The organism is Streptomyces chartreusis (genome assembly GCF_008704715.1).
GTDB classification, from domain to species: domain Bacteria; phylum Actinomycetota; class Actinomycetes; order Streptomycetales; family Streptomycetaceae; genus Streptomyces; species Streptomyces chartreusis.
Window position 1 is genome coordinate 8,843,679 of the sequence record NZ_CP023689.1, and the last position, 14,983, is coordinate 8,858,661.

Consider the following 14,983-nt stretch of genomic DNA (forward strand, 5'->3'; position numbering starts at 1 on the left):
AAGCTTCCGGCATGCACCAAAGGGCTCGGTCGGCGGAAGACAAGACGCGTCGCTCGGAAGATCTGCTGAAGGCGGCGGAAGCACTCGCGCTCGAACTCGGGGGCGTCCGGTACATCACGCTGGCGCCGGTCACCGAGCGGGCCGGGCTGCACCGCACCGGCGTACGGCGCTATTTCGCCAGTAAGGAGGAACTGCTCCTCGAACTGGCCGAACGGGGATGGGGGCAGTGGCGTGACGCGATCAAGGGTGAGGTCGCCGGTCGCACTGGGCTGGGGCCCGCACAGACCGCTGCGGTTGTCAGCGAGACCTTGGTCGCACTGCCGGTCTTCTGTGACCTGTTGACCCACGTCGCGCTGTACCTCGAAGGGGACGTCGACATCGAACGGGCCCGCCGGTACAAGACCAACGCCTTCGCCGCGCACGACGAGATCGCCACCGCGTTGGATCACGCGAGCACCATGACGCTCGAGCAGATCGGCAATCTGCTGGCCGTGGCGATCACGCTGGCCTCCGGCTTCTGGCAGGTGGCCCATCCGACGCCCACCCTCGCGGCGCTGTACGAACAGGAGCCGCAGTGGGGTCATGTCGCGCTCGACTTCGCCCCGCGTCTCAACCGCGCGCTCAAAGCGTTCGCCATCGGATTCGCCGAGTCGATCACCCCGGGTGAAGGGGCCTAAGGGCTGCTCCGTAAAAGATCTTCGGACGCCGGCGGTCGCTATCCCATGACCGCACGAGCCGCGTCGAGGAATGCCAGCCGGTTGTGTTCCAGGTAGTCCCGCACGTTCTCGCCGTCGGGCAGCCCTTCCCACACGGTCCGGTTGAGGTCGAGGGAGTACGCGCGTGCCGAGTCGTGTACGGGCAGGGGGAATTGGATGCGGATTAGTCGCTCCGCGACCCACAGCCTGTTCATGACGTCCTGGGTCGTCAGGTGCCAGTCGTGGGTGTCGTCCCACTCGTCAGGCTGGCTGAACGCGGCGCGTTCGGCTTCGGCCCCCACCTCGATGAACCGCTCCAGCAACGCCAGCTGTTCCGCGCGCCTGGCTTCCGACAAGGTGATCTGCTGTCGTTGCTGTTCTGCGCGTTCTGCCGAGAGCTGAGTCTTGTGCTGGACGAGGTAGGACAACAGACCGCCGAGGACAACGCCGCCCACGGATATGAGTGACACCCAGACCTGACCTGACATGGCGGTCATCGTTTCATGCTGTCGATCTTTGGGATGAGCCCGCGGCAGTTCGGCAAGCTGGTCACTGCGCTACAGCGCCAAGGGCGGACCCGGTCCGACAGGGCCGACTTTGGACCCTGCAGCTTGAAGGGTTCTGTGGCCGAGACGGCGGTTCCGCAAGGAAACCGTGCTGATCGTGGACGGAACCTTGGTGCTCACCCGTCATCACACGGTCGCCGAGCAGTCGAAGAACTACCGGTATTCGACCCTGCCCGGGCAGGAAGTCAGCCGAAGAGAATCTGCCGCAATATCCGGGTGAGGTGCTCGGTGAGTCGGTCCGGCGGCATCGAGGCGAGCGGTTCGGTGCGCGCGATATAGCGACTGAAGGCCACACCGATCATCTGCGCCCCCACCAACGCCACGCGCGTGTCCAAGTCGTCGCCCGGCACTGGGGATTCACCGGGTGACAGGACGGAGCGGTAGACGACGGCACTGTGCTCCTGCATCGCCACAAGGAGATGGGCGGCTGCGCGTTCGTCGGACGCGGCACTGCGCAGAAGGGCGATCAGTGGGTCGTTGACGGCGTCGGTCTCCAAGCGCCGTACGAAGGCCGCGGCGATCCGGTCCGGCAGCGTCTCGGGGTCACCTGCCGCGACTTGCTCCAGGTCACGATTGCCCGGCACCGCCGCGAGGAAGAGCCGTTCCTTGGAGGCGAAGTGCCGTGTGATCAGGCCGTGTGTGACTCCGGCCCGGCGCGCGATCTCCCGGAGCGTCGTACGCGCGTAGCCGCGCTCGGCGAAGGTGTGGCGGGCCGCCTCGATGATGGCCGCCCGGTGCCCCTCGGGATCCCGACGGCGCCTGCGTGGCGGCTCGTCAGCCGACTCGCTCGCCGGCTCTGCGTCGTTCACGGCGCCTCCTTCATGTGATCACTCTACGGCGCTGCGGCACGGCGCCCGTCGCCACTGCTACGTTAGTATCCATGTGGATATTAACGAGCGGGAGGGAGCCCGTTGTGAGCGTTGGGGAGCCTGTGGTGAGCGTTCAGGGGCCGGAATCCGCGGCGGTCGTCGAGACCCGGCTGCTGCACAAGATGCATCGGGCGGCTACGTCCTTGCTGGTGGAAGCGGCGCAGAAGTCTGCCGCGCCCTCCGCCGCGCTGGAGGAGTTGCGTGACTTCGTCGTTGCGGCGCTGCGGCACCATCACGAGAGCGAAGACGACGTGCTGTGGCCGCAGTTGACCGCCGCCGATCCCGCTGCCGCCACCGGACTGGCCGAGCTCGAAGCTGAGCACGACGCACTGGACGCGTCGCTGGACGCACTGGCCGCCGCTCCCGTGCGCGACGACGCCGGCCGGGTGCCGCTGATCTCCGCGGCCGTGGCCGTACGCGACCTGGTACACACCCACCTCGAACATGAGGAGCCGCTGCTCCTCCCTGCCCTTGAGGCGCACATGTCCGACGACGCCTGGGCGCAGTTCTCCCGTGCGGTCATCGCCTCGGCCCCACCTGTGGGCGCGCACCTCAACATCGGCTTCTTCGAGCAGGTGGGCTCACCCGCCGAACTCGCGGTGGTCACGGCGAATCTGCCACCGGCCGCCCTGGACCTCGTACCGGCCATGCGCGAGCAGGCCGAAGCCACCCTGAGAAGTCTGAAGGCCACCGAGCAGGATCTGAAGGCCACCGAGCAGGAAAGGACGGTCACCGCATGACCAGCACCCTCATAGTCGGCGGAAGCGGCGGGCTGGGCAGCGTAATCGCCGAGCACTTCGCAAGCCGTGGCGACGACGTCATCGTCACCAGCAGGGACAAGGCGCGCGCCGAGGCCGTGGCCGCCCGGATCGGGGGCAGCACCCGCGGGCTGGCCCTCGACCTCGCCCACCCCGAAACGATCAGCGCCTCGCTGGCGGACGTGACGGAGGTGGACCACCTCGTGATCACCGCTGTCGGCCAAGCGGCAAACACCCTGGCGCAGTTCAGCATCACGGATGCGGTTTCCGCCGTGACCATGAAACTCGTCGGCTACGCGGAGACCGTCCGTGTGCTGCACGACCGGTTCGCTCCGAACGCCTCCGTCGTACTCTTCGGCGGACTCGCCAAGGAGCGCCCCTACCCCGGCTCGACGATCGTCTCAACCTTCAACGCCGGGATCACGGGCCTGGTGCGGACACTTGCGGTGGAAATCGCGCCGCACCGCGTCAACGCCCTCCACCCTGGCCTGATCGGCGACAGCCCCAAGTGGCGCGACGTCCCCAACCCACCCCACTCGGCGCAGACCCCGATCGGACGCCTGGTCACCATGGCCGAGATCGCCGACGCCACGGACTTCCTGCTCCGCAACACCGGTATCAACGCCCACGACCTGCACATCGACGGCGGCTTGCTGGCCACCTGAGCCCACAGGGCGACCGCTGCTGAAGCGCGCGGGCCGGCTGCGCCGAGGACCCTCCTGCGCAGACACGGCCTACTGATCTCGCGCCAACCGCTCTTACGTGCGTAAACGCAATATCAAAGCGGTCATCTCGGAGGGGAAGGACCAGGTCGCCAATCGGAAGAAGTAGGGCTCCACGGGCGGTCGGCCCGTCAGCCCGGACGCCGATCTCTACAAGGAGCGGAACACTGTCGAGCGTCTGATCAACAAGCTGAAGGCCTGGCGGGGCAGCGCGACTCGAGATGACAAGACGCCCGAGAGCTACCTCGCCGGCCTCCACCTCCGTGCGTCGATGATCCGGATCAGCGATCGCCTGGGGGGACCTGGCTGATCACGACATCACACAGCCCCTAGGGCGTGTATCGAATGTCAGTCCCCGCCCCGGTCACGCTGCTTTCGCGTCCTCGCCGGCCAGGAATGGATGCAGCAGCGTGAGCAGGGCGCGCGGCCGGTGCAGCGGGATGATGTGGCCGCAGTCTTCGATGACGTGTCCGGTGAGATCGTCGGTGACCGGGCGGAGTTGGCGTTCCAGCGCAGCACCGACGGGCCGGGCGCCCAGCGCCATTGTTGGCACCGTCAGGCGGGCAGTGGCGACCGCCTGCTCGATCTGTACCGCGCTCTCGGGCAGGGCCCGGTAGTACGAGAACGCGCAGCTCAACGCCTGGCGGCCGGTGTATGCGCGGACGAAGGCGTCCCGGAGAGCGGGGCGTATTCCGGCGCCGAGCGTGCCGGCGCGCAGAAACCAGTCGACGTAGGCGGCCTCGTGGCCCTCCAGCACGGTCTCGGCCAGGCCCGGCGCGGCGGAATGGAATCCGAACCACCACGGCGGCCCGTCGGCTAGGAAGTCCTCGGCGCCGGGCAGCCTGCCCAGAACGGACTCCATGACGACCAGGCGCCGGACGAGACCGGGGCGGCGCAGGGCGAGGAGGAAGGCCGGCGCGGTGCCCGCGTCGATGCCCACCACCGCTGCCGAGGACACGCCGAGCGTGGTGAGAAGCGCCGCGGCGTCCTCGGCCAGGGTGCCCGCGTCGTAGCCGGAGGCGGCCCGGCTGCTGGCGCCGAACCCGCGCAGGTCCGGCGCGATGACGCGGTAGCGGCCGGACAGATCGGCCATGACGTCCGTCCACACCTCCCAGGTGTGCGGGAAGCCGTGCAGCAGCAGGACGGCTGGGCCCGATCCGGTGAGGGCGACATTCAGTTCGACACCGTTGGCGAGGACGCGTCGCAGCTCGGGCACGGAGGGGCTCCAGGTATGTGGTGAGTTATAGTGACTAGGTCACGTTAGGGAACTATCGTGGTCCGCCCAAGACGGCACTTTCCTTTCAGGTGGTGAGCTCCGGGTGACCACACCGAGGCCCGGCGAACCCAGTGGGCGACCCGGTGAGCGCGGTGATCTGCTGGATCCGCGCTGCCCGACCCGCCAGTTGCTCGACCGTATCGGCACCAAGTGGACGTCGATGACGGTCAAGGTGCTGGCCCAGGAGGCTCCCGGCGAGCTCCGTTTCGCGGAACTGCGGCGCCGTATCCCGGGCATCTCACAGAAGATGCTGTCCGTCACCCTGCAGAGCCTGGTCCGCGATGGCCTGGTCGCGCGCCGCGTGGAACCCACCGTGCCTCCCGCCGTCCACTACCGCCTCACCGGGCTCGGCCTGTCCCTCGAAGGACCGCTCTCCGCCCTGCGGGTCTGGGCCGAGACACACATGCCGGAGATCAACCGCAGCAACCAACTCGCCGATGCGTCACCCCCCAACTAGGGCGTGGATCGAACGAGCTGGTAACAGCCACTCGTTGATGGCCGCGACAAGAACGGTCGCCTCGTAGCGGACCGCGAGCTTGTCGTAGCGAGTCGCCACGGCGCGGTTCCTTTCAAGACGATTGATGCCGCACTCGGCTGCGTGCCGAGCCTTGTAGTCCTCGGCGTCGAACTTGGGCGGCCTGCCGCCGCGAGAGCCGAGCTTCTTGCGGTCACGGAGCGGACACGCGTAGGCCCAGGGTCGCTTGCCAGGGTTCCGCGGCCCAGGTTCATGCGGCGGAGATGCAGTTCCTGCGGCCGAGTCGCGGCAATGCGTGCAGCGTGGTCGTTGCCGAGGTGCTGGAGCTCGAGAAGCGGCTGACGGCCCTCAGCGATGGCAAAGCCCCGGTGCCAAGACCGCGACAACCGCGGCCTGGGCGGTCACCGAACACGATGGCACGCGGACGGTGGCCGGGCACCCCCTCGCCTCCGGCCCGGCGGGCTCGCCGGCAACGCGAGCAGTGCTACCTGGAGCTTGTTGCGAGCCTGCGCCTGGCGTGTGCGGTACTCAACCCGCACGGACCGGCCGAGGCCGACGCCGCTGCCGTTGAGCTCCTCGCCGCCTGCGAGGAAACGGTCACCGGTGTGCACCAAAGGTTCCTGGAGTCCTTCTACCCATGGAGCCGCGACTGGGCTGTGCGGGAAGTCGCACGGATCAGAGAAGCCCGCCAGCAGTTTCCCCGCATGGCAGGTCCTCACCTCAACTCCGTGTGACGCTTCCCGAACGGAGGTGGCTCGCCTACGCGAGACGCCAGCTGACCTTCAGCAAGCCGCCGGCCGCACAGGTGCCCGCTCAAGGGAATTCGGGCCCGTTCGTGGGGCCCGCTTTGCGGTAGTGGTCACCAACGGAAGGCTTACCGGGGATGCGTAACTGTGGGGCGAGCGTCATCGGATCCTCTGGGTGGACTGTGAACGGTTGGGGCAGTGGGCCGAGCACGGCACCCCCTTACAGGAACTCTGCGTCTGAGCCGCGAGCCCGGTCGCCGCGGCGCGCGTGGGTCTTCTTCGCACGGTACGCCCCCGGCCCGGGTGATGCCCCGGGGCGCCTGCGGCTGGGCCACACGGCGAATGCCGGCCCAGCGAAGCGGGATTCGCTCTGGCCTCTCGTGTCTCGAGTCTCGAGGCGGCTGCCGGTTGCAGTGCGGTGCACGGAATTCCCGATTGGCGGGAGCGATAGGGCAGGACGGCGGTGTTGTCCGGCGTCGTGTGGGATCGGCCGGAAGCCGCTCCTGTGCTCTCGACATCGCCGTGCTCTTCATGAAGATGCCCTTAAGCGGGGGATATCAGGGAGGCCGCATGCCTGGGCTTTTGCGGCGCGGTGAGCAAGCGTGGCAGGGGCTGGCCGGGTTTGTTGCGGTGGTGGTAGCGGGGTGTGTGGCCATCGCCGCGGCCATCACGTGGCTGTCCGGTCCGTGGGCGGCGGGGGTGGGGGCCGCCGTGACCGCGGTGTACGGGTTGACAGCCGAACTCTTTCGGCCACGACGGCGCAGCCGGGAGGAGACGGACCTGCTGCGCGATGCGCGGGGGCGTATTCCCCGGGCGCGTCAGGTAACCCGGCCGGAAGCGGCGGGGGTGCGTGCCGCGGAGGGCGAGGCGGCACCGCCCTATGTGCCCAGAGACGCCGAACACGAGGTCGTGCACCAGCTGCAGCAGACACGGTTTGTGCTACTGGTCGGAGAATCCGCCGCGGGCAAGTCCCGCCTCGGCTACGAAGTGGCACGCTCCCGGTTCGGACAGTACCGCTTCGTCGTTCCTCGCACGCGAGCTGCCGTCCCGCAGGCGGTGGCCTGTGCCCGCAGCTGCCGCCGGGCTGTCGTATGGCTGGATGACCTGGAGAACTACCTGGGCCGGGACGGCATCACGGCGACCATGTTGCGATCGCTGTTCGACAGCGGCCGAGGGCACCGGATCGTGCTGGGAACCATGCGTGTAGAGGAGTACCGCCGCTTCGAGGCCCGTGAGGAAAGCCGCCTGACCGGCTCCGACCGGGATGCCTGGCGTACACAGCGTGAGGTCCTGCAGGCAGCACACGTGATCCGGCTGCCCCGGCGCTGGTCCGAGCACGAATGCCGGCGGGCCGCCGCCCATGCGGACGATGCACGGATCGCGGCTGCCTTGCATGCCTGCGACCGGTTCGGCATCGCAGAAACGATCGCGGCAGGACCGGAACTGATGGCTGCATGGCAAAACGCCTGGGCCCCGGGCACTAACCCGCGCGCCGCCTCCCTGGTAACCGCAGCCGTCGACTGCCGCCGCGCCGGCCTGCGCAGCGCCGTGCCCCGTGATCTGCTGCAGCTGCTCCACGAGCCGTACCTGGCCGAGCGCGGCGGCAGCAACCTGCGCCCGGAGACCCTCAACACCGCCTTCCGATGGGCCTGCACACCCGCCCTGGCCACCAGCGGTCTGCTCCAGCACGACGGCGACGGCCGCTACCAGGCCTTCGACTACCTGATCAACACCCCCCACCTCGCCCCCGTCCCCGACCACCTGTGGCACGCACTCCTTAACGCAGTCGGCCCGGAGGACGCCTATGACCTCGGCCTCGTAGCCCATCAGCAGGCCCGGCTGCAGCGGGCGATCGCCGCACTGACCAAAGCACACCAGGGATCCGTGACCGAAGCGGAATTTCCCCTCGCACTCGCCCTGGGCGACGGCGGACACCCCCGCCAAGCTGCTACGCGCCTGCGCCGCATCGCCGAGCGGCCCGGCACCGAGCCGCTCTTCACGCTCGCAGCCCGTCACCAGGCAGCCTTCTTCATCGGAGAGTCCGGAGAAGCACAGCAGGCCGTGCGCCTGTTCGACCGGATCGTCGCCGAAGCTCGTACGCTGCTGGACGAGTCGCACCCCGACGTTCTCGACGCACGGCACCAACTGGGCTACTTCGCCGGCGAGAGCGGCAACACCCACGCCGCCGCCCACCAGTTCCGGGTCCTGCTCTCCGACCGGGTCCGCCACCATCCCGACGACCATCAGCAGCTCATCGCCACCAAACGCAGCTGCATCTGGTTCTCCGCCCGCCCTGACACCCTTGTCGAATCCGAACGCGCCATGCACGGCTTGCTCGACGAAGCCACCGCCCGGATCGGCGCGGATGCGCCGCACACGCTCGCCATCCGCAGCAGCCTGGCCACCTTCGCCGTCCGCGCCGGCAGGCACGACGAAGCCCTGGCCCGGTTCGCCGCCCTCATCGACGACCGAACCCGCCTGCTCGAACCGGAACACCCTCACGTCCTGCGCAGCCGCCTGGACTGGGTGCACGCACTCGCAGGCGCAGGACACACCGCACAGGCTCGCACCGAGGTGCTGAGCACCCTGCACACCGCCGAAGCCATCCTCGAACCCGACCACCGCCACCTGCGCCATGCCAGGACTCTCCTCGAGCAGCTCTCTTGAGGGTCCGTCCCGCAGAGGGCTGGGCTGCGCGGCTAGCCTGGGGGTGGGGGGTTGGAGTTGGGTGAGCCAGCTGGGTGCGGCGGGGTCGCCTTGGCGTGCGCGTTGGGTGAGCCAGGTGATGGCTTCGCCGGTGTGTCCGGTGTCGTACAGGAGGGTGACGGCGAGTCCGAGGCTGGCGCTGTCGCCGTTTTCGCTGGCACGTTGGTACCAGGTGATGGCGTCGTCGATCTGTCTGGCGGTGCGCAGGAGGGTGCCCGCGGCCCGCAGGCCTTCCGGCTGGCCGGCTTCGTGGGCGGCGGTGAACAGGCGCAGGGTGGGGGAGAGCAGGCCGCGTTCGCCGGCGGACTGGGCGAGGTCGGTCAGGTCCGGGCGGTGGGCGTGCTCGATCAGGGCGTCCCAGAATCCGGTGGGGGTGTGGTCGAGTTGGCGGGTGGTGCGTCCGTGTTCTTCGAGGAAGTGCGCCAGCCGGTAGTGGGGTTGGGGGTGTGGGCGGGGGTGCCGCGGCGGGGCCGGATGCGGGTATGACGGCGTGGATCGCCGCCGGCTCCGCGGTGGTCGGCGCCCTCGCCGGCGGCGCGGTGACCGGGTGGTTCACTCTGGCCGCCACCCGCAAACAGGGCGCAAGGAACGGTCGATGCCGCAGCCCGTCAGGCGGACGCCGCCCGGACTGCCGGCCAGCGCCGGGCGGACGCCGCATGGAGGCCGGACGCCGCCAGGCAGATGCAGCATGGGAGGCCGGACGCCTGCAGGCCCCCAGCTCGACGTCGCCCGCCAGATCCTCACCGCCCAGCGTGAGGTACGCCGGGCCGCCTACGCCCCGTTCCTCGCCGCCACCAACACCGCCTGCCGACACCGCCGGGAATGGCAGCAGACCCTGGGCCCCGTAAGCGGCCAGTCGCCGTGATCGCTACCAGACGGGCCCGGCTCGCCGTCACCGAGGCACTCACCCTGGTCCGTTTCGAAGGCCCCGACCCGGGCCTTCTGGCTGCCGAGACCCTGGAACGCTCCCTTGACGCGAACGCGCCCCAGGACGATTACCAACCGCGCACATTGCCTTCCTGGACGCCGCTTGCACCGCCTCACCAGCGCCTGACCCACCTTGGCGCCCCACTTTCTTGAGTGCCTGATCGTCCGGCCGGCAGTCAAGGACCGAGGCAGCACCAGGGACCCGACACGCACCTTCGGGCGATGGCCGGCCTCTGTACGGTGAGCCCCAGCCGGGAAGTGCCCATCGGGCTCGGCCCGAACGAGCGAGAGCTTCGGCTCCTGCCGGGGAGCGCTCCCTGACGCAATGCGGACGGCGCGTTGCGGGCCGGGAGGTGGCCAGCGTCAGGGGCCTGCCGGCCTGTTGTCACAGTTCGTTCGCCTCGTGCAGGAGCAGCACCCGGTCCTCGCTGTGGACAGCCGGTATACCGCCGCGGCGAGGTCGAGGATGCGCTGGGTCGTTGTCATCGTTGTGCAGTACCCCTCTTGCACCGGACGAGGGGACTGCAAGTGCGACCGAGATCAAGTGGCGGCGATCTTAGCCGAGTTCGCGGCAGGTGCGGCCTGCTGCATCCAAGTGCCACGGACCAGGTTGTGGCTGGGGGCGTGGTCGCTGATTCCCAACCAAGAGACCTGAAGCGAAGAGAAGTGACCATAAGGGAAAGGAATGGATCAATTCCGCCAACAGGCTGGCACGCCCCGGGGTATGGAGCGAGGATTACCTCGATTTAGACCGACCCGGGGGGATTCATGGTCGAGCCCTTGAGTGCAATTCTTCTCAGTGGCGGCAAAGCACTGTACCGATACGCGACGGGCACCGGAAACAAGCCTGTGACGATCGGAAACAGAACGAGCAAGAACCTCTACGTGGCCCTCTGCTTCACCCCCGAGAGAACCCGTGAAACCTGGCTCACGGTGGGATGGTTACGTGTGGACGCGTATACCACAGAGGTCTATCCGGTGCCCGTCATGCGCATCGGAAGCCCTGTCTATCTCTATGCGCGAACCAAAGGTGGAGCTCGCCAGTGGACTGGCGACGCCACGAAGATAGCTGTTGCTGTGCCAGTGACCGGGAAAGTCAGAGCCGGAGACAAGTTCGTCACGTCCGAACCCAAAGGCTCGATCCCTCTCCTGCAAAGCAGCAGCTGCAACGCTCGCGTACGCATGGTGGGCGCACAGGAGATCAAGGTGGGCGTGGACGGAGGGGCACTGAATCTGGTCCAACGGCAGTCGTGAGCATCTGCTCCGTCCTTGCCGCGAAACCTGCTGCTGCCTGCACGCTAAGTGGTGAGCGGCAGCGCTGGGGCATCGCAGCTCCTGGGGCGTCGAGAGGCGGCGGTTTCAGATGCTGGGGATCCAGCCGGTGACGGTGCTGATCACGTCGGCAATGACGGGTGCGGCGCCGTTGGAGGCGAGGAAGTAGCCGAAGCCGGTGCAGGCCAGGGCGGGCCAGGCGCGTACGGAGCCGCCCCGGAGCAGGATGAAGACGATGATGCCGAGCAGGACGACGGCGGAGACGGTGACGACCACGAGGGGATGCCCTTCCGGGTGCGTGCAGGGCCCGGCCGGTAGACGGCCGGGCCCTGCACGGTGGGCGAGGAGCGGGTCAGGTGCGGGAGAGGTTCTTGATGGCTTCCAGCGCTCGGCGAGGTGAGGTGACCTCGTCGCGGCATGCGGCGGCCTTGCCTCCACCGCGATGCTGGTCGCCGCTCTCCCAAGGCGCGTCGTCGCCATCTTCGTCGTCGGGTTCGGGGCCAAACTCGCCCGGGCTGGGGCGGCTCGGTCCAGTCGAACCACAATCCCTGCTTCTCCAGCTCGCGGATCTCGTGGTCGGTCAGGAACGCGACGGTGTCGGGGAAGTAGCCGGCGATGCCGGCGCCGAAGTCCATGAACAGCGTGCGCAGGACGTCGTGCTGTTTGGCTTCCACGATCCATCCGGCGTCCCGCGCGATGACTTCGGATGCGCACCGTCCCCGGACATTGCGATTCTCGGTCGCCCCACGGGACCGACCTTCCGTCCCGCACCGCCCACCGCAGTAGTCGCTTGTGCGCCGTCTTGAAGGAGCCGAGCTCTGCGGGCAGGCCACGCCAGGGCGAGCAGGTGCGGTACTTCCAGGCGATGGCCTCGACCGTGCGACGGTGATCCGCCCACCGGCGTCCACGAACCGGATCGGCCCGCTGCTCAGGCACCGCCGTAGCGTCACCTGCTGTCCTAGATGCTGCGGAACCCTGAACTTGCCCGGCGTCGACCATGACCTACAAGTCGTAGGCACCTCTGGCATCCACGAACTCGCTTATGTCCGCTACTCGATGTTCTGCACGTAGTTTGGTCAGCGTGGCCGCCTGGTGCGGATCCACGACAACCTCCTCGCCCCCATGACTGACGCCGACGTGAACGCCGGCTGGGCGAGGTGGAAGGACTAGGTCGATTCCGGTTGTGGGAGCCACGTGCCGTCGAGGGGAATGCCGGCGGCCGCCGCGATTCGGTTGCGTGACTCGAGCAGCCGAGTCCGCAGTACCGGCAGGTCTACGTTCACCAGTATGCCGTCGCGTTTGACTACGTGGCCGGCGACGAGGACGGTGTCGACCAGGCCGGGGTGGCCGGCGCTGACGATGGTGGCTGCGGGGTCGGTGACCGGGAAGACGGTCAGGTCGTCGGTGCGCAGGAGGATGATGTCGGCGTCCTTGCCGGGTGTGAGACTGCCCGTTCGGGCGTCGAGTCCGCACGAAGTGGCGGCGTCGATTGTGGTGAAGGCGAGCAGGTCGCGGGAGCGCAGGCCTCCGTCCAGTCCGCGCTGTACGGCGAAGGCGGTGCGCATGGTGGAGAACATGTCGCCGCCGACGGAGGGGACGTCGTCGATGGAGAGTGTCGGGCGTAGGCCGGCGGCAAGCGCCCGGCCGATCATGGGCCATCCGAAGCCCATCTTCAGCTCGACGTCCGGGCTGATCGACAGTGAGCTTCCCGCATCGGCGAGCATCCGCAGCTCGTCGTCACCGAGCCCGTTGCCGTGGACGAACGTGGTGGTTTCCCGGAGCAGACCGTGTGCGCGCAGATCGGCGACGGCCCCGCCTACGAGGTCCACGTGCAGGCTGGTGCGCAGCCCGAGTTCGGCGGCCAGTTTCAGCTCCCGGGCGACAGTGTCCATGCTGGTGGCCTCGGGGCCGCGCAGGCCGAACGCCATGGTGACCAGGCCTTCTCCGGCCAGGTCGGCGTGGACGCGGCGGACGGCGGCGTCGACGGGGGCGGGGGTGCCCCAGCCGGCGCCGAGACAGTAGATCGACCGTCCGGGAGCGTCACGCAGGGCGGCGACGGCGGCGTCCTCGTGCTGCGGGGTCTGCGCGACGTGGTACCAGTCCAGCATTGTGGTCACGCCGGAGTGCAGGGCCTCCAGTCGGCCGAGAAGGGTGCCCGCGTAGACGTCCTCGGGCTGGTAGTGAGGTTTGACGGTGCCGTGCATGGCCGCCGCCCACTCGGCGAACGTCCAGTCCGCGCCGATGCCGCGGAACGCGGTCTGCCAGGTGTGTCGGTGGTTGTCGACGAAGCCGGGCATGACGATCCGGTCGTTCGCGTCGATCACCTCGGCGTCCGGCGCGTCGATCCGTTCGGCGACCTCGACGATCACGCCGTCCTCGATGAGCACGTCGCCGCGGGCGAGATCGCCGACGGCTGGGTCCATGCTGACCACGGTGCCGCCGGTGAGCAGGGTTTTCATCGGGTGAACTCCTTCACAGACGTTCTTCGTATGTCATTGACAGGTGACGCTGCTTGAGCCCGCGAGTGAGCGATGTGCCGCTGCCAGCCGCGTCACCGTCGCGTTCGTCAGCCGGTGTAGGGCCGGCGAGGTGATGGTTCTGCCGGTGGGACATGGAGGTGCACCTCCTCGTTGAGGTGCTGGACTCTCAAGAGCCGGTCGTGGCGAGATCCGCGCCGGTCACGTCTACGCATGAGACATGGCATCGCCGCAGCACGCGGACGACGCTCTTGGGCGGTTCAGGCACTCGCCGCCGCAGCATGTACGGCACCGGCGGCGGCCAGTGCGTCGGCGACCAGGTCGGCGGTGTCCTCGGTTCCCGCGGCCAGCCGGACCAGGCCCGGCGGAACCGACTCGGCGATCTGGTCCTCGCTGAGCATCCCGCGCCACATGGACGCCGGGTGCACGGCCAGGGATTCCACGCCGCCGAGGCTGGCGGACCGCAGGGAGTAGCGCAGTCGGCCGAGGAAGGCGTCGGCCATCTCGAAGCCGCCGGTGAACTCGATGCCGAGCACCCCGCCGAAGCCGTTCATCTGGTTGGCGGCGAGCTTGTGCTGCGGGTGGGTCGCCAGACCGGGGTAGTGCACCTTGGCCACGGCGGGATGCTCCTGCAGCGCCTCGGCGAGCGCCTGGCCGTTGGCGTTGTGCCGCGGCACGCGCAGCGGCAGGGTGCGCATGCCGCGCAGCAGCAGCCAGGCGTCGATCGGGCCGAGGGTGGCACCGGTGAGCAGGCCGACGTCCCAGATCCGGTTCAGGAGTTCGGCGGGTCCGGCGATCACTCCGGCGGAGACGTCGGAGTGGCCGTTGAGGTACTTGGTCGCGCTGTGCCAGACCAGGTCGATACCGAGGTCCGCGGGCCGCTGGTTCAGCGGCGTCGCGAACGTGTTGTCCGCCATGGTCAGCACGCCGTGGGCGCGGGCCAGTTCCGCGACGACGCGCAGGTCGGTGATCTGCAGCAGCGGATTGCTCGGCGACTCCACCAGGATCAGGCGGGTGTCGGGGGTCAGCGCCTTCGCGAACGCCTCCGGGTCGGTCTGGTCGACCAGGGTGGTCGACACGCCCAGGCGCGGGAGCAGGTTCAGCAGTACCGAGCCAGTGCCGCCGTAGGTGGACTTCTGCCCGATGACGTGGTCGCCGGTGGAGACCAGCGCCAGCACGGCGGTGGTGAGCGCGGCCATCCCGGACGCGGTGACCATGGCGGCCTCGGTGCCCTCCAGCTCGGCGACGACGGCGGCGACCTGTGCGTGGTTGGGGTTGCCGAAGCGGGTGTAGAAGTCCTTGCCGCGCGGTTCGACGGCGCCCTGAGCGAACGTCTCGCCGTCCTCCGCCCAGAATGTCGCCGTCTGGTAGATGGGCGGTGCCACGGCACGGCTGGGGTGGATCTCGCGATCGGCGTGGACGGTGATGGTGCTGTTGCCCGGCATGGCTGCCCTTCCGTGGACGTTGGGGGTGACGCCATGAAGCGTGGGTGAC

At 68.7% G+C, this 14,983-nt stretch carries 14 protein-coding genes and 3 pseudogenes; 10 read left to right on the forward strand and 7 right to left on the reverse strand.

Annotation, left to right across the window (positions count from 1 at the left end):
• Nucleotides 1–11: 11 nt before the first annotated feature.
• Entirely contained in the window at nucleotides 12–677 is a 666-nt protein-coding gene (locus tag CP983_RS39235; protein WP_150505027.1) for a TetR family transcriptional regulator, read from the forward strand.
• Nucleotides 678–715: 38 nt separating this feature from the next.
• Here CP983_RS39235 and CP983_RS39240 read toward each other — a convergent pair whose 3' ends face one another.
• Nucleotides 716–1,192: a hypothetical protein gene (locus CP983_RS39240; RefSeq protein ID WP_150505029.1), complete on the reverse strand. Its 477-nt coding sequence runs from the start codon at nucleotides 1,190–1,192 to the stop codon at nucleotides 716–718.
• Between the two features lie 6 nt (nucleotides 1,193–1,198).
• Here CP983_RS39240 and CP983_RS39245 point away from each other — a divergent pair.
• A pseudogene (locus CP983_RS39245) lies at nucleotides 1,199–1,430 on the forward strand (IS5/IS1182 family transposase); the annotation flags it as partial.
• A gap of 16 nt (nucleotides 1,431–1,446) precedes the next feature.
• On the opposite strand, the gene CP983_RS39250 reads toward CP983_RS39245, so the two are convergent.
• Nucleotides 1,447–2,070, reverse strand: coding sequence for a TetR/AcrR family transcriptional regulator (locus CP983_RS39250; protein WP_150505031.1), 624 nt, complete (start codon nucleotides 2,068–2,070; stop codon nucleotides 1,447–1,449).
• Nucleotides 2,071–2,195: 125 nt separating this feature from the next.
• Here CP983_RS39250 and CP983_RS39255 point away from each other — a divergent pair, with 125 nt between their 5' ends.
• From CP983_RS39255 to CP983_RS39265, 3 genes and pseudogenes are all read left to right on the forward strand, one after another.
• Nucleotides 2,196–2,870 (forward strand): hemerythrin domain-containing protein, encoded by a 675-nt coding sequence (locus tag CP983_RS39255; protein WP_229914819.1) that lies wholly within the window; start codon nucleotides 2,196–2,198, stop codon nucleotides 2,868–2,870.
• Nucleotides 2,867–3,553 carry an SDR family oxidoreductase gene (locus tag CP983_RS39260; RefSeq protein ID WP_150505033.1) on the forward strand — a complete coding sequence of 229 codons (687 nt, stop codon included), beginning with the start codon at nucleotides 2,867–2,869 and terminating at the stop codon, nucleotides 3,551–3,553. The genes CP983_RS39255 and CP983_RS39260 overlap by 4 nt, the downstream gene beginning before the upstream one ends.
• A gap of 1 nt (nucleotide 3,554) precedes the next feature.
• Nucleotides 3,555–3,920, forward strand: a pseudogene (locus CP983_RS39265) (transposase); the annotation flags it as partial.
• Between the two features lie 54 nt (nucleotides 3,921–3,974).
• On the opposite strand, the gene CP983_RS39270 reads toward CP983_RS39265, so the two are convergent.
• Nucleotides 3,975–4,826: an alpha/beta fold hydrolase gene (locus CP983_RS39270; RefSeq protein ID WP_150505035.1), complete on the reverse strand. Its 852-nt coding sequence runs from the start codon at nucleotides 4,824–4,826 to the stop codon at nucleotides 3,975–3,977.
• Nucleotides 4,827–4,929: 103 nt separating this feature from the next.
• On the opposite strand from CP983_RS39270, the gene CP983_RS39275 reads away from it, so the two are divergent.
• The 5 genes from CP983_RS39275 (at nucleotide 4,930) to CP983_RS39295 (ending at nucleotide 10,994) form a co-directional block, all read left to right on the forward strand.
• On the forward strand, nucleotides 4,930–5,343 hold the full coding sequence (locus CP983_RS39275) for a winged helix-turn-helix transcriptional regulator (RefSeq protein WP_150505036.1): 414 nt from the start codon (nucleotides 4,930–4,932) through the stop codon (nucleotides 5,341–5,343).
• A gap of 1,334 nt (nucleotides 5,344–6,677) precedes the next feature.
• Entirely contained in the window at nucleotides 6,678–8,774 is a 2,097-nt protein-coding gene (locus CP983_RS44190) for a tetratricopeptide repeat protein (protein WP_167537825.1), read from the forward strand.
• A 132-nt stretch (nucleotides 8,775–8,906) separates the two neighbouring features.
• Nucleotides 8,907–9,299, forward strand: coding sequence for a hypothetical protein (locus tag CP983_RS39290; RefSeq protein WP_150505038.1), 393 nt, complete (start codon nucleotides 8,907–8,909; stop codon nucleotides 9,297–9,299).
• Nucleotides 9,300–9,501: 202 nt separating this feature from the next.
• Nucleotides 9,502–9,678, forward strand: a complete 177-nt coding sequence (locus tag CP983_RS44195) for a hypothetical protein (RefSeq protein ID WP_167537826.1) — start codon at nucleotides 9,502–9,504, stop codon at nucleotides 9,676–9,678.
• Between the two features lie 830 nt (nucleotides 9,679–10,508).
• On the forward strand, nucleotides 10,509–10,994 hold the full coding sequence (locus CP983_RS39295) for a DUF1036 domain-containing protein (RefSeq protein ID WP_150505040.1): 486 nt from the start codon (nucleotides 10,509–10,511) through the stop codon (nucleotides 10,992–10,994).
• A 105-nt stretch (nucleotides 10,995–11,099) separates the two neighbouring features.
• Here the strand turns inward: CP983_RS39295 and CP983_RS44200 are convergent, their stop codons facing one another.
• The 4 genes and pseudogenes from CP983_RS44200 to CP983_RS39320 form a co-directional block, all read right to left on the reverse strand.
• Entirely contained in the window at nucleotides 11,100–11,288 is a 189-nt protein-coding gene (locus tag CP983_RS44200) for a hypothetical protein (protein WP_167537619.1), read from the reverse strand.
• Nucleotides 11,289–11,783: 495 nt separating this feature from the next.
• A pseudogene (locus CP983_RS39310) lies at nucleotides 11,784–11,948 on the reverse strand (transposase); the annotation flags it as partial.
• A gap of 230 nt (nucleotides 11,949–12,178) precedes the next feature.
• Entirely contained in the window at nucleotides 12,179–13,471 is a 1,293-nt protein-coding gene (locus CP983_RS39315) for an amidohydrolase family protein (protein ID WP_150505042.1), read from the reverse strand.
• A 278-nt stretch (nucleotides 13,472–13,749) separates the two neighbouring features.
• On the reverse strand, nucleotides 13,750–14,934 hold the full coding sequence (locus CP983_RS39320; protein ID WP_107911441.1) for a trans-sulfuration enzyme family protein: 1,185 nt from the start codon (nucleotides 14,932–14,934) through the stop codon (nucleotides 13,750–13,752).
• Nucleotides 14,935–14,983 lie beyond the last annotated feature (49 nt).